The organism is Georgenia phoenicis (assembly GCF_047302425.1).
In the GTDB taxonomy this organism is placed as follows: Bacteria; Actinomycetota; Actinomycetes; order Actinomycetales; family Actinomycetaceae; genus Oceanitalea.
In genome coordinates this window covers 940,806-957,805 of record NZ_CP154855.1, presented here as the reverse complement: position 1 = coordinate 957,805, position 17,000 = coordinate 940,806, and the positions used below count along the sequence as shown (strand labels likewise).

13 protein-coding genes are annotated in these 17,000 nt (G+C 72.3%); 6 read left to right on the top strand and 7 right to left on the bottom strand.

All coding sequences use genetic code 11. The features are described 5' to 3' along the window. Positions 1–8: 8 nt before the first annotated feature. The 3 genes from AA0005_RS04710 to AA0005_RS04700 form a co-directional block, all read right to left on the bottom strand. Positions 9–1,124: a BMP family lipoprotein gene (locus tag AA0005_RS04710; RefSeq protein WP_413452254.1), complete on the bottom strand. Its 1,116-nt coding sequence runs from the start codon at positions 1,122–1,124 to the stop codon at positions 9–11. Positions 1,125–1,274: 150 nt separating this feature from the next. Continuing rightward, on the bottom strand, positions 1,275–2,561 hold the full coding sequence (locus AA0005_RS04705) for an amidohydrolase (protein WP_413452253.1): 1,287 nt from the start codon (positions 2,559–2,561) through the stop codon (positions 1,275–1,277). A gap of 20 nt (positions 2,562–2,581) precedes the next feature. Beyond that, a complete protein-coding gene (locus AA0005_RS04700) occupies positions 2,582–3,673 on the bottom strand; it encodes a mannose-1-phosphate guanylyltransferase (protein WP_413452252.1) in 1,092 nt (363 codons plus the stop codon). A 98-nt stretch (positions 3,674–3,771) separates the two neighbouring features. Here AA0005_RS04700 and AA0005_RS04695 point away from each other — a divergent pair, with 98 nt between their 5' ends. Genes AA0005_RS04695 through AA0005_RS04685 form a run of 3 tightly spaced genes read left to right on the top strand, consistent with a single transcriptional unit; the run spans position 3,772 to position 7,202 of the window. Continuing rightward, a complete protein-coding gene (locus AA0005_RS04695) occupies positions 3,772–4,467 on the top strand; it encodes a succinate dehydrogenase cytochrome b subunit (protein ID WP_413452251.1) in 696 nt (231 codons plus the stop codon). A 21-nt stretch (positions 4,468–4,488) separates the two neighbouring features. Continuing rightward, the gene (locus tag AA0005_RS04690; protein ID WP_413452250.1) at positions 4,489–6,462 is read left to right on the top strand and encodes a fumarate reductase/succinate dehydrogenase flavoprotein subunit; all 1,974 of its coding nucleotides are present in this window, start codon (positions 4,489–4,491) and stop codon (positions 6,460–6,462) included. Next, complete coding sequence (locus tag AA0005_RS04685) at positions 6,459–7,202, top strand: succinate dehydrogenase/fumarate reductase iron-sulfur subunit (protein ID WP_413452249.1); 744 nt, start codon at positions 6,459–6,461, stop codon at positions 7,200–7,202. Before AA0005_RS04690 ends, AA0005_RS04685 begins: the two co-directional genes overlap by 4 nt. A 99-nt stretch (positions 7,203–7,301) precedes the next feature. Here AA0005_RS04685 and AA0005_RS04680 read toward each other — a convergent pair whose 3' ends face one another. Beyond that, a complete protein-coding gene (locus AA0005_RS04680) occupies positions 7,302–8,588 on the bottom strand; it encodes a YihY/virulence factor BrkB family protein (RefSeq protein WP_413452248.1) in 1,287 nt (428 codons plus the stop codon). Between the two features lie 149 nt (positions 8,589–8,737). On the opposite strand from AA0005_RS04680, the gene AA0005_RS04675 reads away from it, so the two are divergent. Genes AA0005_RS04675 through galK form a run of 3 tightly spaced genes read left to right on the top strand, consistent with a single transcriptional unit; the run spans position 8,738 to position 11,980 of the window. Beyond that, positions 8,738–9,571: a DeoR/GlpR family DNA-binding transcription regulator gene (locus tag AA0005_RS04675; RefSeq protein ID WP_413452247.1), complete on the top strand. Its 834-nt coding sequence runs from the start codon at positions 8,738–8,740 to the stop codon at positions 9,569–9,571. Continuing rightward, positions 9,564–10,760, top strand: coding sequence for a galactose-1-phosphate uridylyltransferase (galT, locus tag AA0005_RS04670; protein WP_413452246.1), 1,197 nt, complete (start codon positions 9,564–9,566; stop codon positions 10,758–10,760). Before AA0005_RS04675 ends, galT begins: the two co-directional genes overlap by 8 nt. Beyond that, positions 10,757–11,980 carry a galactokinase gene (gene galK, locus AA0005_RS04665; protein ID WP_413452245.1) on the top strand — a complete coding sequence of 408 codons (1,224 nt, stop codon included), beginning with the start codon at positions 10,757–10,759 and terminating at the stop codon, positions 11,978–11,980. The genes galT and galK overlap by 4 nt, the downstream gene beginning before the upstream one ends. 85 nt (positions 11,981–12,065) lie before the next feature. On the opposite strand, the gene AA0005_RS04660 is transcribed toward galK, so the two are convergent. The 3 genes from AA0005_RS04660 to ggt all read right to left on the bottom strand — a co-directional run bounded on the left by AA0005_RS04660 (position 12,066) and on the right by ggt (position 16,929). Then, a complete protein-coding gene (locus AA0005_RS04660; protein ID WP_413450582.1) occupies positions 12,066–13,265 on the bottom strand; it encodes an IS110 family transposase in 1,200 nt (399 codons plus the stop codon). Between the two features lie 268 nt (positions 13,266–13,533). After that, entirely contained in the window at positions 13,534–14,349 is an 816-nt protein-coding gene (locus tag AA0005_RS04655; protein WP_413452244.1) for an exodeoxyribonuclease III, read from the bottom strand. An 81-nt stretch (positions 14,350–14,430) separates the two neighbouring features. Then, complete coding sequence (ggt, locus tag AA0005_RS04650; protein ID WP_413452243.1) at positions 14,431–16,929, bottom strand: gamma-glutamyltransferase; 2,499 nt, start codon at positions 16,927–16,929, stop codon at positions 14,431–14,433. Positions 16,930–17,000 lie beyond the last annotated feature (71 nt).

Genomic DNA, 17,000 nt, shown 5'->3' with positions numbered 1-17,000 from the left:
GTCGTGGGTCAGGGAGCGTTGACGGTCTCGACGACGATGTCGCCGGAGACGATCTGCTCCTGGAGCTCCTCGACGGCGCCGAGCAGCTCCTCGGGGATGTCGGCGCTGCCGGGGGCGAGGCTGACACCGCCATTGGCGAGGTCGCCGATGTAGGGCTCGCCGGTGAACTCGCCCTCGAGGTCCATCTTGATGGTCTCGAAGACGCCCGCCCCGATCTCCTTGACGACGGAGGCGAGGACGATATCGGCGTAGTCGGTGGAGGCGGTCCAGTCGGAGTCGACACCGACGATCCACGTGTTGCCGGCGCTCTCGGCGGCGGCAGCCGCACCGAGGCCGACGGGGCCGGCGACCGGCATGATGACGTCGGCGCCCTGGGCGATGAACTGCTCGGTCAGCGCCTGGCCCTGGCCCTGGTCCTCGAAGCCGCCGGAGAAGGTGCCGTCCTGCGCCTCCTTGTCCCAGCCGAGCACGTTGACGTCGGTGCCGTTGTCCTCGTTGTACTTCGCGACGCCGTCGACGAAGCCGTCCATGAAGATGTTGACGGAGGGGATCGGCAGACCACCGAAGGTGGCCACGGTGCCGGTCTCGCTCATGCCCGCGGCGACGTAGCCCGCGAGGTAGGCGGCCTCGGCCGTGTTGAAGATGATGGGAGCGGCGTTAGGCAGCTCGACCGGGATCGGCGCGGCGTCCGCGCCCTCGCCCGGGTTGGAGAAGGTCGCGTCGACGAGCCCGAAGGAGACGTCGGTGTTGGCCTCGGCGGCCGCCTGGATCGGGTCCTCGAGGAGGAAGCCGACACCGATGGTCATGTCGCAGCCCTGCTGGACCATGGAGTCGACGTTGGGCCCGAAGTCGGCGTCCGACTGGGACTCGGCGTCGTTGAGCTGGATCCCCAGCTCCTCCTGGGCGCGCACGCCACCTTCCATGGCGGACTGGTTGAAGGACTGGTCCTCCCAGCCGCCCTGGTCGGAGATGAGGCAGGCGAGGTAGTCGACCTCCTCGGCCGAGCCGGTGGTCTCCGTGGCGTCGCCAGCGGGGGTGCTGTCGTCCTCCGGCGCGTCGCCGCACGCCGCGAGTGCCAGCGTGGCTACGGCCGCGAGGGCGGTCGCGTAGATCGTCTTCTTCACGCTTGTCTCCTGGGGGATGGATGAGGCCGGTGCGGCACGACGATGGAGGCGTCAGCCACACGGTCGGCTGTGTACGCCGACCCTAAGCCTCCGACGATGCGACTTTGGTCGCATGGTGAGATTTCTCTATGTTCTGTTACACAACCGTTGCTATCGCGAGCGGACGGAGGCGGGGCCCCGCCCGGACACGACGGGCGTGCCGCCACGCGCACCCGGCCGCGGCTGCGCGGTGACCCGGGGCTCGTAGCCGGCCCGCTGCGCGGTGCGCGCCAGCACCCGCACGCCGATGCCGATCGCGCGCTCGTCGACGACGAGGTCGCCCTGGTGCAGGTCGTGGGCGGGGCCACCGCGCACCCGGGTGCCCAGGCGCACCATGGCGCCCGGCACGCGGGAGAGGTACCAGGCGAAGTCCTCCCCGCCCAGGGACTGCTCGGTGAGGACGACGGCGTCGGGGCCGATGACCTCCCGGGTGGCACCGTCGAGCATGCGCACGCACTGCTCGTCGTTGACGACCGGAGGCATGCCCTTCTGGTGCTTGAGCTCGACCTCGACGCCGAGCGGCGCGAGGAGGTCCGCGGCGACGTCGTCGACGAGCCTGCCGGCCCGCTCCCAGGTCTCCACGTCCAGGGAGCGCAGCGTCCCGGTCACCGTGCCGGAGGCCGGGATCGTGTTGGCTGCCCGGCCGGCGTTCACCGCACCCCACGTGAGGTTGGCGCCGGAGCGGGGGTCCAGGCGGCGGTCCAGCACGGCGGGCAGCTGGGTGATGACGTGCCCGAGCGCGTAGACGACGTCCCCGGTGAGGTGCGGGCGGGAGGTGTGCCCGCCGGTGGAGCGCACGGTGATCGTCACGTTGTCCGAGGCGGCGGTGATCGGTCCGATGCGGGAGCCGATCTTCCCGCAGTCGATCTTTGGGGCGCAGTGGAGCGCGTAGATCTGCTCGACGCCGTCGAGGACGCCCTGGTCGAGGAGCTCCTTGGCGCCGCTGGGCTGGACCTCCTCGGCGGGCTGGAGGATGAGCCTCACGCCGACCGGGAGCTGGCCCTCCTCCTCCAGGCGGGCGAGGACGAGCCCGGCGCCGAGGACGGCGGTCGCGTGGACGTCGTGCCCGCAGGCGTGCGAGACGCCCTGGCGGCGGGAGCGGAAGGGCAGCCCGGTGGACTCGGGGACGGGCAGCGCGTCGATGTCGCCGCGCAGGCCGATGCGCCGTCGCCCACGTTCCCGCGGGTCCGGGCCGATGTCGCAGACGAGCCCGCTGCCCTTGAGACGGCGTGGCGACAGGCCCGCGGCGGTGAGCCGGTCGAACAGGAGGGTCGTCGTCTCCTGCTCCATCCAGCCGAGCTCGGGATTGGCGTGGATCTGGCGACGGATCGCGACCAGCTCCTCGTCCAGCTCTTCCGCGAGCTGGACGATCCGGTCGGCCTGGGGGACGTCGTTCACCCCAGCGACCCTAGCGCGGCTCAGCGCAACGCGTCGGGGAGGCGGTCGACGAGCTCCTTGAGCCGCTGCGCGTGCTCCGTCGTCGTGACGAGCAGTGCGTCGGCGGTGTCGACGACGACGGCGCCGGGCACCCCGAGCAGCGCGACGAGCCGGTCGGCGGCCGGGACGACGACGGCGTCGGCACTGTCGGCGACGAGCGGCTCACCGCCCAGGGCGCGCACGCCGTCGGCCCCGGCGGGGAGCAGCGAGCCGAGGGAGCGCCAGTCGCCGACGTCGTCCCAGCCCAGCTCGGCGGGGACGACCGCGACCCCGCCGTCGGCGGCGACGGGCTCGGCGACGGCGTGGTCGATGGCGATGCGGGTGAGGCGCGGCCACTCGCGGGCGAGCACGGCCTCACGGTCGGGGCCGTCCCACGCGCGGGCGATGGCGATCAGCCCGTCGTGCAGCGGCGGCTGGAGGCGGCGCAGGTGCTCGAGGAGCACCTCCGCCCGGACGACGAACATCCCCGCGTTCCAGCGGTAGCGGCCGGTGGCGAGGTACGCGGCGGCCGTGGCGGCGTCGGGCTTCTCGGCGAAGGAGGCGACGTGGCGGGCGGCGGGGGCGTCGGCCAGCCCGAGCGGCGCGCCGGACTCGACGTAGCCGAAGGCGGTCGAGGGGTGGTCGGCCTCCACGCCGATCGTCACGACGTACCCGGCCCGGGCCGCCGCGACGGCCTCCTCGACGGCGGCGGCGAAGGCCGCGGGGCGGCGCACGACGTGGTCGGCGGCGAAGGACCCGACGACGACGTCGCCGTGGCGCTCGCGCAGCACGGCGGCCGCGAGCCCGATCGCGGCCATCGAGTCCCGGCCCGAGGGCTCGGTGAGGAGCCCGGCGGCGGTGAGCGCGGGCAGCTGCTCGCGCACCGCGGCGGCGTGGGCCTCGCCGGTCACCACCGTGACGCCGTCGGCCAGGGGCGCGAGGCGGTCCCAGGTGCCCTGGAGGAGGGTGCGGCCGCTGCCGGTGAGGTCGAGGAGGAACTTGGGACGGTCCCGCCGGGACAGGGGCCACAGCCGGGTGCCGGCGCCGCCGGCGGGCACGACGGCGTGGAAGCCGGAGATGGGGCGCGCGCTCATGGCGCCAGCGTAGACAGCGCCCGCCCACTACCCGGACGACGGCGCCCGCCCCGGGCCCATGGTCCCGACCACGGCCGCGAAGTAGATACCATGCTGGTGTGTCCACCACTCATACTGCAGCGCGGCAGGTCAAGGGTCGCCGCACATCGGTCGCCCTCAAGCTCGTCATGGCCGTCACCGGGATCATCTTCCTGCTGTTCCTGCTGGCGCACATGTACGGCAACCTCAAGGCGTTCTCCGGCCAGCAGGCCTTCGACGACTACGCGCACCACCTGCGCGTGCTCGGTGAGCCCATGCTCCCGAACTCCGGCTTCCTGTGGGTCATGCGCGTCGGCCTCATCGTCAGCCTCGTGCTGCACGTGTGGTCCTCGGCGCTGCTCGTGCGGCGCAAGCGCGCGGCACGCTCGCAGAAGTACGTCGTCAAGAAGTCGATCGCCTCGAGCCTGTCCTCCCGCACGATGATGTGGGGCGGCCTCGCGCTGCTCCTGTTCATCATCTTCCACATCCTCCAGTTCACGACCCTGACCATCCAGGTCACCGGCTCGCACGACAGCCCCTACGAGCGGCTCGTCGCCGACTTCGGTGTCTGGTGGGTCGTGGCGGTCTACGTCCTGGCGATGATCGCGCTGGGCATGCACCTGCGGCACGGCATCTGGAGCGCCGTGCAGACGCTCGGCTGGTCCAACCGCACCCGCCAGCCGATGATCAAGGCAGCCGCCCTGGTGGTCGCGCTCGTCGTCGTCGTCGGCTTCCTCGCCACGCCGCTCGCCATCGCCTTCGGCATCATCAACTAGGACTGCGGAGCAGTACATCCCATGACTGACCAGCTCATCGACGGCCTCTACCGCGAGGGCGCCCCGATCGCCGACACCAAGGCCCCCACGAACGTCCCGGTGGAGCGCCGCTGGCGCGAGCGCCAGTTCAGCGCGCGTCTCGTCAACCCGGCCAACCGCCGCAAGATCAGCGCGATCATCGTCGGCACCGGCCTGGCCGGCGCCGCCGCCGGCGCCACCCTCGGCGAGGCCGGCTACCAGGTGAAGTCCTTCTGCTACCAGGACTCCCCCCGCCGGGCGCACTCGATCGCCGCGCAGGGCGGGATCAACGCGGCGAAGAACTACCGCAACGACAACGACTCGACCTTCCGGCTCTTCTACGACACCGTCAAGGGCGGCGACTTCCGCGCCCGGGAGTCCAACGTCTACCGCCTGGCCGAGGTCAGCGCGAACATCATCGACCAGTGCGTCGCCCAGGGCGTGCCCTTCGCCCGCGAGTACGGCGGCCTGCTCGACAACCGCTCCTTCGGTGGCGTGCAGGTGTCCCGCACCTTCTACGCCCGCGGCCAGACCGGCCAGCAGCTGCTCATCGGCGCCTACCAGGCCCTCGAGCGGCAGATCGCCGCCGGCACGGTCCAGATGTACGCGCGCCACGAGATGCTCGAGCTCGTCGTCGTGGACGGCCGCGCCCGCGGCGTCATCGTCCGCGACATGGTCACCGGTGAGATCGAGACGCACATGGCCGACGTCGTCGTCCTCGCCACCGGCGGCTACGGCAACGTCTTCTACCTGTCGACGAACGCGATGGGCTCGAACACGACGGCGATCTGGCGCGCGCACCGCAAGGGCGCCCTGTTCGGCAACCCCTGCTACACGCAGATCCACCCGACGTGCATCCCCGTCTCCGGGGACTACCAGTCCAAGCTCACGCTCATGAGCGAGTCGCTGCGCAACGACGGCCGCATCTGGGTGCCCAAGCGCGCCGAGGACTGCGACAAGGACCCCCGGGACATCCCCGAGGAGGACCGCGACTACTACCTCGAGCGCATCTACCCGGCCTTCGGCAACCTCGTCCCCCGCGACATCGCCTCCCGCCAGGCGAAGAACGTGTGCGACGACGGCCGTGGCGTGGGCCCGGAGGTCGACGGCGTGCGCCGCGGCGTGTACCTCGACTTCGCCGAGGCGATCGAGCGCATGGGCCGCAAGGCGGTCGAGGCCAAGTACGGCAACCTCTTCGACATGTACCAGCGCATCACCGGGGAGAACCCCTACGAGGTGCCGATGCGCATCTACCCCGCCGTCCACTACACGATGGGCGGCCTGTGGGTGGACTACGACCTCCAGTCCTCCATCCCCGGGCTCTTCGTCACCGGTGAGGCGAACTTCTCCGACCACGGCGCCAACCGCCTGGGTGCCTCGGCGCTCATGCAGGGCCTGGCGGACGGCTACTTCGTCCTGCCGAACACGATCAACGACTACCTCGCCGACGGTCCCTTCGAGAAGATCGCCGAGGACCACCCGGCGGTGCTCGAGGCCCGCGCGTCGGTCGAGGACCGCATCTCCCGCCTCATGGGCGCCAACGGCACCCGGTCGGTCGACTCCTTCCACAAGGAGCTCGGCCAGATCATGTGGGAGTACTGCGGGATGGAGCGCACGGCCGAGGGCCTGCAGACCGCCATCGAGAAGATCCGGGCGCTGCGCGAGGAGTACTGGCGCGACGTGCGGGTCCTCGGTGCGGCCGACGACTTCAACCAGTCCCTGGAGAAGGCCAGCCGCGTCGCCGACTTCCTCGAGCTCGGTGAGCTCATGTGCATCGACGCGCTGCACCGCCGCGAGTCCTGCGGCGGCCACTTCCGCGCGGAGAGCCAGACGGAGGACGGCGAGGCGCTGCGCCACGACGACGAGTTCGCCTACGTCGCGGCGTGGGAGTGGGCAGGGGCCGGTGAGCCGCCCGTGCTCCACAAGGAGGACCTCGTGTACGAGTACGTCGAGATGAAGCAGCGGAGCTACAAGTGAGAATCACCCTCAAGGTCTGGCGTCAGGCCAACGCCGCCACCCGCGGCCGGATGGTCGACTACAAGCTGGACGACGTCTCCGAGGACATGTCCTTCCTCGAGATGCTCGACGTCCTCAACGAGCAGCTCATCGCCCAGGGCGAGGAGCCGGTCGCCTTCGACCACGACTGCCGCGAGGGCATCTGCGGCATGTGCGGCCTCATGATCGACGGCGTCGCGCACGGGCCGGAGGTCACCACCACCTGCCAGCTGCACATGCGCTCCTTCAAGGACGGCGACACCATCACCGTCGAGCCGTGGCGCGCCGACCCCTTCCCGGTCATCAAGGACCTCGTCGTCGACCGCTCGGCCTTCGACCGCATCATCCAGGCCGGTGGCTTCATCTCCGCCAACACCGGCGCGGCCCCGGACGCCCACGCGACCCCGGTGCCCAAGGTCGACGCGGACGCCGCCTTCGAGGCCGCCGCGTGCATCAGCTGCGGCGCCTGCGTCGCGGCCTGCCCCAACGGCTCCTCGATGCTGTTCACCGCCGCCAAGGTCACCCACCTCGGCAAGCTGCCCCAGGGCCAGCCGGAGCGGCTCGGGCGCGTGGTCTCGATGGTGGCTCAGCAGGACGCCGAGGGCTTCGGTGGCTGCACGAACATCGGTGAGTGCGCGGCCGTGTGCCCCAAGGGCATCCCGCTCGACACGATCAACCAGCTGAACTTCGACCTCCGGACCGCCCTCCGCAACGGCGTCTGAGGTCCTCCCCCTCAAGCTCGAGTACGCACAGACGGTCACCAGCGGCGCCCTTCGACTCCGCCTGAGTGACCGTTTGTGCGTACTCGGCGCGGGTGGCGGTCAGGGCTCGCGGCGGCGGGTCTCGCCGCGCGCCTTGCGACGCCTCGCCGCCCGCTCGGCGTAGGCGTCACTGCTGCCGTAGCGGTGGCGGAGCCGGCCGCGGTTCCACTCACGGACCCGGCCCACGAGGCCGCCCCAGTAGGCGTCCCTGGCGCGGGCCTCCACGGCCTCCCGGTCGTTCCACTCCGCGCGCTCCGCCTCCGCCTCGCGGGCCGCGAGCACCTCCTCACCCTCCTCCCCCAGCTGTTCCAGGTCCGCGACGAGGGTCTCCTCCCGGAGCTTCTCGTCCGCCTGGACGGTGCCGGTGGTGGCCTCGTAGTCCCAGGTGAGGGTGCGCGGCACGGAGAGGGTGACGTAGTTCGGGTGCTCGTCGAAGTTCGTCGCGCCAGGCTCGTCCGGCTTGGGCGGGGCGGGCGGGTTCGCGGTCCACGCGGCGATCATCAGGGTGACGCGGGCGAGGAGGTTGACCCACAGGAGCAGGGTGATGAGCGCGGCGGCGGTCTGCAGCAGCGGGTTGTCGGCGCCGCCGACGAGCGTGGTGCCGAAGATCCGCAGGACGGTGGAGGCGACCGCGCCGAGCAGCGCGCCGATGAGAAGGTCGCGGCGCGGCACGTGCACCCCGGCGAGCACCCGGAAGAGCAGGACGAAGACCGCGCCGTCGACGAGCAGGGCGACGAGATAGCCGAGGACGCGCAGCGCGACGGAGGCGAAGGTGCCCTCGATGCCGACGGTGTCGAGCAGCCACTGCCCGGCCGCGCCGGCGGCGATGCCGAGCGCCGCCGTCGTCACCACCGCGAGGGCGAGGATGAGGAAGCCGCCGAGGTCGCGCACCCGGGTGAGCACGGGGCTCTCCTTGGGGGCGACGATGCCGAACATCATCCGGATCGAGCGCTTGAGGGCGCCCATGACGGAGATCGCCGTCCACAGGAGGACGCCGACGGCGGCGATGCTCGCGGGGTTGAGCGCCGTGTCGAGCATCAGCTGCTCGGGGGTGACGATGCCCCCGTTGCTGCCCGTGTCGATGATGCCGGGCAGGGCGTCGTCGACGCTCTCCAGGACGGTGTCGCGCAGCTCGGCGTTGTTGCCGAGCACGGTCATGAAGATCGTGTAGCCGATGGTCAGCGCGGCGAAGATCGAGAAGAGCGCGGAGTAGGTGATGCCGCCGGCGAGCAGGCCGCCGTTGGTCTTGGCGTACCGGGCCAGCGCCCGGCCGGGCCGGGAGTGCTCCCAGCGCGACATGAGCGCGGTGAGGCGCTCCCCCAGCGTCGGACCGCCCTCGGTGCTCATGGCCGCACAGCCTAGGGACGAACCCCGCAGGCGGCATCACCAACACCGGTCGACTCAGGGGCCACCCAGTGGGTGCGGCAGCCGGGGGAGACCGGAGCTCCATGATCGGTCATGTTCGGTTATGGGGCGTTTTCTGGCATACTGCGGACATGGACACCGAACGTCCCGAGGCGCCACCCCTGCTGGCCCGGCAGCGCCAGCAGCAGATCCTCGCCGCCGTCAGCCAGCACGGGGGCGTGCGGGTCGCCGAGATGGTCGACCAGCTCGGCGTCTCGGAGATGACCATCCGCCGGGACATCACCAGCCTCGTGCGCCGCGGGCTCGTCGCCCGCGTCCACGGCGGCGCAGTGGCGCCCAGCCGCTCGGCGCAGGAGCCGGCCTTCGCACTCAAGGCGGGCCAGCACCAGACCGAGAAGGCGCGCATCGGCACCCTGGCCGCCTCCCGGGTGGAGCCGGGCGACGCCGTCGCCCTCTCGGCCGGGACGACGACCCTCGCCGTCGCCCGCGCCCTCACCGCGCTGCCCCACTTCGCCACCCTCACGGTCATCACCAACTCCCTGCCGGCCGCCGACGTCCTCCACCAGGCCGCGATGCAGGCCCGGGAGGCCGGCCGCCCGGCCCCGACCGTCGTCCTCACCGGCGGTGAGCGCACGCCCTCCGACGCGCTCGTCGGGCCGGCCACCGTCGACTACCTGCGCGACGTTCGCGTGGACTGGGTCTTCCTCGGTGCGCACGGCTTCGACCCCGCGATCGGCCTCATGACCCCCAACCTCCAGGAGGCGTCGACGAACGCCGCGCTGCTCGCCACCGGGCGCAGCGCCGTCGCCGTCCTGGACGCGAGCAAGTGGGGGGTGCGCGGCCTGCGCACCTTCTGCCGGGCGGAGGACCTCGCCGCCCTCGTCACCGACGCCCAGCCCGACGAGGAGACCCTCGCCGCGGCAGCCACCCACGACTTCTCCCTGGAGATCGCCTCCGATGACTGACACCGTCCGCAAGACCCGGGGCCGCCTGGCCGACGGCCGCGACATCATCTACTTCGACGACTCCGAGCCCTACGTCTCGGGCGGCGCCACCCGGCGGCTGGACGACCCCCGCCCGCTGCCGGACCGCTTCGCCCCCGTCGCCGGTCCCGACGGCGTGGAGCGCCCCTTCACCGGCCCGCAGATGCGCTACGACGTCCTCACCGGCGAGTGGGTGCCGATGGCGACCCACCGGATGAACCGCACCCACCTGCCGCCGGCGGACGCCAACCCGCTCGCCCCCGCGAAGCCCGGTGCGGCGTACTCCGACGGTGAGGTGCCCGCCGAGGACTACGACGTCGTCGTCTTCGAGAACCGCTTCCCCTCCCTCGTCCAGGTGCCCGGCGAGGAGGACGTCGTCACCCACCTCGACGGCGAGCCGCTGTGGCAGGTGCGCCCGGCCGCGGGCCGCTGCGAGGTCATCTGCTTCTCCCCCGACGCCGAGGCGTCCCTGTCCACGGTCGACGAGCGCCGCATGCGCACCGTCATCGAGGCGTGGGCCGACCGAACCGCAGAGCTCGGCGCCCTGCCCGGCATCGAGCAGGTCTTCTGCTTCGAGAACCGGGGCAAGGAGATCGGGGTGACCCTCCACCACCCGCACGGGCAGATCTACGCCTACCCCTACCTCACCCCGCGCACCGCGACGATGCTCCGCCAAGCGCGCGAGCACCGCGCGGCCACCGGCCGCAACCTGCTGCGCGACGTGCTGGACGCCGAGCTGCGTTCCGGGCGCCGCATCGTCGCCGAGTCCGAGCACTGGGTCGCCTACGTGCCGGCCGCCGCACGCTGGCCCGTCGAGGTGCACCTCGCCCCCCGCCGCGACGTGCCCGACCTGCCCGCCCTCACCGACGCCGAGCGCGAGGACCTCGCCGGCATCTACCTGCGCCTCCTGCGCGCCGGGGACCAGTTCTTCGTCGAGGAGAGTCCCGACGGCGAGCAGCGCGCGATCCCGCTGCCCTACATCGCCGCGTGGCACCAGGCACCGGTCGGCGAGGGTCGCGAGGACCTGCGCCTGCACCTTCAGCTCTTCTCGATCCTCCGCGCGCCCGGCAAGCTCAAGTACCTGGCCGGCTCCGAGTCGGGCATGGGGGCGTGGATCTCCGACACCACCCCCGAGCGCATCGCCGACCGGCTGCGGGAGGTCCTCGCGTGAGCGCCCTGACCCCTGCCTGGACCACCGACGACGGCGCCCGCCGCGCCCGTGGCCTGCTCGCCGCGGCCCTCGGTCCCGAGCCGGCCGACGGCGTGTGGGCGGCGCCCGGCCGCGTCAACCTCATCGGCGAGCACACCGACTACAACGGCGGCCTGTGCCTGCCGATCGCCCTGCCGCACCGCACCTACGTCGCGGTGCGCCGCCGTCCGGACCGGACCGTGCGCCTCGCCTCCGCGCAGGAGGAGGGCGTGCGCACCATCGACCTCGACGCCGTCGGCCCGGCCGGCACGCCGGGTGCGGTCGAGGGGTGGCCGGCGTACGTCGTCGGCGTCGCGTGGGCCCTGGTGGCCGAGGGACTCGTCGCCGCCGAGGACGCGACCGGCTTCGACGTCGCGGTGGACAGCTGCGTGCCCTACGGGGCCGGGCTGTCCTCCTCCGCCGCCCTCGAGGCGTCCGCGGCGATCGCCCTCGACGAGCTGTGGGGCCTGGGCCTCGCGGCCGACGACGCCGGCCGTGCCCGCCTCGCCGCCGCCTGCGTGCGCGCGGAGAACGAGGTGGCCGGCGCGCCGACCGGCGGGATGGACCAGTCCGCCTCGCTGCGGGCGCAGGAGGGCCGCGCGCTGCTCCTCGACTGCCGCGACGGCTCCACCCGCCAGGTCCCCTTCGACCTCGCGACGGCCGGGCTCGAGCTGCTCGTCATCGACACCCGCGCCCCGCACGCCCTCGTCGACGGCCAGTACGCCGAGCGTCGCGACAGCTGCGAGCGGGCCGCCCGCCGGCTCGGGGTCGCCACACTGCGCGAGGTCGAGGACCTCGACGCCGCCCTCGCCGCGCTGGAGGAGCCCGTGGTCCAGCGCCGGGTGCGCCACGTCGTCACCGAGATCGAGCGGGTCACCCGCTTCGTCGCGGAGCTCGGAGCGGGGCAGCTCGACGCCGCCGCGCTCGGGGAGCTCATGGCCGGCTCGCATGCCTCGCTGCGTGACGACTACGAGGTCACGTGCCCGGAGCTCGACCTCGCCGTCGAGACCGCGACGGCGGCCGGCGCCCACGGGGCCCGGATGACCGGCGGCGGCTTCGGCGGCTCGGCCATCGCGCTGCTGCCGGCGGGCCAGGCCGAGCGCGTGGCCGCGGAGGTCACCGCGGCCTTCGCCGCCGCGGGCTTCGCCGAGCCCGCCTTCCTGCTCTCCCCCGCGAGCGCCCCGGCGGAACGCGTCTCCTGACGATCCCCCCTCTCGCGCCGACAGCGGAGTTGTTCCGGGTGAACAAACTCCGCTGTCGGCCTGGGGGGTGCCCCTATCTCCTTTGTCAAGCGGCTAGGGGTGTCGGGGCGTCGTAGAGGGAGCCGTCTCGGAGCATGGCGTAGAGGACGTCGCAGCGTCTGCGTGCTAGTGCGATGAGTGCCTGGTTGTGCTTCTTGCCCTCGGCGCGTTTGCGGTCGTAGTAGCGGCGGGAGACCGGGTCGCTGAGGGAGGCGAAGGCAGCGAGGAACAGTGCGCGTTTGAGGACCTTGTTGCCAGCCCGGTTGGGATGCTCGCCGCGGATGGAGGTGCCAGAGCGGCGTGTGACGGGGGCCAGGCCGGCGTAGGAGGCCATGTGTGCGGCGGAGGTGAAGTTCTTCCCGGCGAGCTCGGTCAGGAGCCGTGCGGTGGTCCTGATGCCATTGCCCGGCATAGACATCAGGACCGGGTGAAGAGGGTGGTCGCGCACCAGTTCTTCGACCGTTGCCGCGATGTCGTCGCGCTGGGCGCGTAGCTCGGCGAGCTGGGCGGCCAGGCGCGGCAGCACGACCCCGGCGGCGCTGGTGCCGGCGACGACCACGGTCTGCTCGGCCAACGCGGCGGTGATCTCCTCGGCGAGTCGCCTCCCCATGCGCGGGGCTCGCTTGGTCAGCCGGGTGGCGATGCGCTTGGTGCCGGCCGTCTTGAGGTCTGCCGGGGTCGGCCAGGCCTGGATCAGGTCGAGCACGGCCGGGTGGTCCAGATGCTTACCCAGGACCCGCTCGAGTGCGGGATGGATCTGGGTCAGCAGCCCTCGCAGCCGGTTAGACGTGGCGGTGATCTGCCCGCGCAGGTCGTCATCGAAGCCGCAGAGCATCGCCAGCTCGGCGATCTGCTCATCGGCCATCTCTATCGACCGCAGCGTGTGAGGCATGGTCCGTGCGGCCTCGGCGATGATGAGCGCATCGCGGGCGTCAGTCTTGGCGTTGCCCGGGTGTAGGTCGGCGATCCGGCGCATTGACAGCCCCGGCAAGTACCCGACCGTGGCGCCGGCGTCGCGGGCGACAGCCAGCGGCAGCGCGCCGATCGTGGCGGGCTGGTCCACGACCATCAAGACCGGCCCGTGAGTGGCGAGCTTCGCCAGAATCGCGCGCAGTTTCCCCTCGTCGTTGGGCAGCGGCTTATCGAACAGGACCTTCCCGGTCCGGTCCAAGGCAACCGCGTGGTGCTCGCTCTTACCGACGTCGAGACCGACGAAGACCTCGATGTGGTGGTGTTCCTGGATCATGCCTGACCTCCGTAACTCACCGCCCTGGACCAATGACGCTGGACTGTCCGCGGTGGCTGACGTCGGCATCCACGTTACGAAGGCGACTCCGCACCCCCGGGTGAGGGTGTCTGGCCCGGCCCCTATCAGCGATCACCAGCCACCTATCGGCCTCGGCGGCAACACCCCCCGGATCATCAACGACTGGGGGCAAAGAGCCATACCGAGCCCGACAGGCCAGCACCCCCGAAACATCACTCCCCGAGGGATAGCTAGAAGGTAACGGGTGCTAGTCGACCTCGAGGACCAGGGGGGCGTGGTCGGAGAAGCGCTGGTCGTAGGCCGCGGCGCGGTCGACGGTGGCGGTGCGGGCCCGCTCGGCGAAGGCCGGGGAGGACAGCAGGTAGTCGATGCGCCAGCCGGCGTCGTTGTCGAAGGCCTTGCCGCGCATCGACCACCACGTGAACGGGCCGGGGCCATCGCCGCCGAGGCGGCGCCCGAGGTCGACGTAGGCGAGGTCGTCGAACCAGCGGTCGAGGTAGGCGATCTCCTGGTCGAGGACGCCGGAGGTGCGGTTGTGGTTGCTCTTCCAGTTCTTGATGTCGACCGGGCGGTGGACGATGTTGACGTCCCCGCCGACGAGGACGTCGCGCTCCCCCGCCGCGGCCTGCTCCGAGAGGGTGGTGAGCCGTGCGGTCACCTTGTCGAGGTGCGCGTACTTCGCGGCCATCCGCTCGGGGTCGGTGGCCGTGCCGGAGTGGATGTAGATCGACACGAGGGTGAGCGGGCGCTCGCTGCCCGGCAGCTCGACGTCCATCTCCACCCACCGGCCGGTGTCGACCGGCGGCTCGTCGTCGCCCAGGCCCACGCGCACGGCAGTGGCGGGCAGGCGGGAGGCGACGGCCACCCCGGCCCGGCCCTTGATGTCGCAGGCCTGGTGGGCGATGTGCCAGCCTTCGCCGAGGAGCTCGTGGACGACGTCGTCGGGGGCGCGGACCTCCTGCAGGAGAAGCAGGTCGGGTGAGCGGTGGGCGACCCACTCGTCCATCCCCTTGCGGACGGCGGCGCGGATCCCGTTGACGTTGACGGTCGCAATTCTGAGCATCCGGCCATTCTCGCCGCGACCACCGACAGACCCGAAAACGGCCCGGCCCCGCAGCCGGGGTGGCTGCGGGGCCGGCCGCTGCTACGGGGTGCGGCGCAGGCCGAGGGTGTCGGTCCCGTTGCCGTCCCAGTCGCCGACGTAGACCTCGTCGCCCTCGCGGCCGTAGGCCACCACCCGGTCCGCCGGCCCGCTGCGCAGGGAGTTGGCCAGGTGGTAGACCCGCCCGCGCCGGACGGCGAGGGTGTCGGTCCCGTTGCCGTCCCAGTCGCCCGCGAGCGTGACGTCACCGGCCCGGCCGTAGGCGAACACGGTGTCGGCGACGCCACCCCGCAGGTCGTTCTTCACGTGGTAGGTCGCGCCCCTGCGCACGGTGAAGGTGTCGTTTCCGTCGCCGTCCCAGTCGCCGACGAGGACGACGTCGTCCGGGCGCCCGTAGTCGGTGACGACGTCGGCAGGCCCGCCGGTCAGCGAGTTCTTCACGTGGTAGCTCCTGCCGCGGCGCACGGCCAGGGTGTCGGTGCCGTCGCCGTCCCAGTCGCCGACGAGGACGACGTCGTCGGGGCGGCCGTAGACGAACTCGCGCTCGGCGGGGCCGCTGCGCAGGCTGTTGCTCACGTAGTAGCGGGCGCCGCGCCGCACCGTGATGGTGTCGGTGCCGTCGCCGTCCCAGTCGCCGATGAGCACCTCGTCGGTGTGCCGGCCGTAGGCGAAGGCGAGGTCCGCCTTCCCGCCGGCCCAGCCGTTGCTGAGGAAGAAGCCGTACTCCGGCTCCGGCCGCTGCGGCCCCGGCTGCTCGGGCCGCACGACCATCGCGCTGCCGCCGCCCGAGCGCTCCGGCTCGGCCGCGGCCTGCAGGCGGCCGTCGGGCAGGAAGGCGACGCCGGTGACGTTGCCGAGCGTCTCGACCGGGTTGATCGTGTGGCCGCGCGCCCGCAGCGCGTCGCCGAGCGCGGTGCCGGCGATGGGGGCCTCCGCCTCGCTCGCGGCCCCGTTGCGGCTGGACAGGCGCGGTGCGGCGATGGCCTCGGGCAGGGACATCCCGAGGTCGAGGTGGTTGACCGCCACCTGGAGCACCGTCGTGATGATCGTGGCCCCGCCCGGTGAGCCGAAGGCGGCAACGGGCTCGCCGTCGTCGTCGAGGACGATCGTCGGTGCCATGCTGCTGCGCGGCCGCTTGCCGGGTGCCGGCGCGTTGGCCGGGTGGTCCGGGTCGGTCTCGAAGTCGGTGAGCTCGTTGTTGAGGAGGAAGCCGTAGCCGGGCACCGCGATGCCGCTGCCGCCGATCTGCTCGATCGTGAAGGTGAAGCTCACGACATTGCCCCACTTGTCGGCGACCGTGAGGTGGGTCGTCGAGCCGTGGCCCTCCACTGAGCCGGCCTGGGTGGCCTCGGCGTCGCCGTCGTCGTACTCCGTGGGATCACCGGCCGGGACGGGTCGCTCCTGGGCCTCCGGCCCGATGAGCTCGCGCCGCTCGTCGGCGAAGCCCTGGGACAGCAGCCCGGTGAGCGGGACGTCGACGAAGTCCGGGTCCCCGACGTAGGCGTTGCGGTCGGCGAAGGCGAGGGCCGAGGCCTCGGCCATGCGGTGGAGCACCTCCTCCTCGCTCATGTCCCCGAGGTCGAAGCCCTCGAGGATGTTGAGCGCCTCGCCCACGGTGGAGCCACCGCTCGAGGGCGGTGCCATGCCGTAGACCTCCAGGCCGCGGTAGTCGACCATCGTGGGCTCCTGCTCGACGGCCGCGTAGCCGGCGAGGTCGGCCAGGGTCATCCCGCCGGGGCGGACCTCCCGCTCGGCGCCGTCGGCGAGCGGCGGGTTGGTGTTCGTCTCGACGATCGCCTCGGCGATCTCGCCCTCGTAGAACACCGAGGGGCCCTGCTCGCCGAGCAGGCGGTAGGTGCGGGCGAGGTCCTCGTTGGTGATGACGCTGCCGGCCTGCGGCACCTCGCCGTCGTCGAGGAAGGTTGCGCTGCTCGAGGTGAAGTCGCGGAAGATCTCGAGGTTGTCCTCGGTGCGCGACTGGTACTGGTCGTCGGCGACGAAGCCGTCGTCGGCCAGCCGCACGGCAGGGGCGAGCACCTCCTCGAGCGACATCGTGCCGTACTCCTCCAGCGCCAGGTCCCACCCCGCGACGACGCCGGGCACGCCCTGGGACAGGCCCGAGACGCGCCGCTCGAGGAAGGGGATGGGCTCGCCGTCCTCGATGAAGACGTCGGGCTCCATCGCCGCCCACGCCTCCTCGCGCGAGTCGATCGTCGTCACCTCCCCGGTGTCGGCGGAGTAGAGGACGAGGAAGCCGCCGCCGCCGATGCTGCCGTCGTAGGGGCGGGTGACACCGAGCGCAGCGGAGACCGCGACGGCGGCGTCGACGGCGTTGCCACCGGCGCGCAGCACCTCGAGCCCGGCGGCCGAGGCGTAGGGATCGAGGGAGGCGACGGCGCCGTCGTAGCCGGTGGCCGTCGCCTCCCTGTCGAGGGCCTCCGGGGCGCCCTGGGCGGCGGGCACCCCGGCGACGACGAGCGCCGCTGTCAGCGGCAGGATCAGGGTGGCCGGTCGGATCGGCCGTCTCACGAGCTGTGACATCGTTGTCCTCCGTGCTGTAGGGACCGTCCGTGGATGCTACGGGGGTCGCCACGCCGAGGGCATCGTCGAGA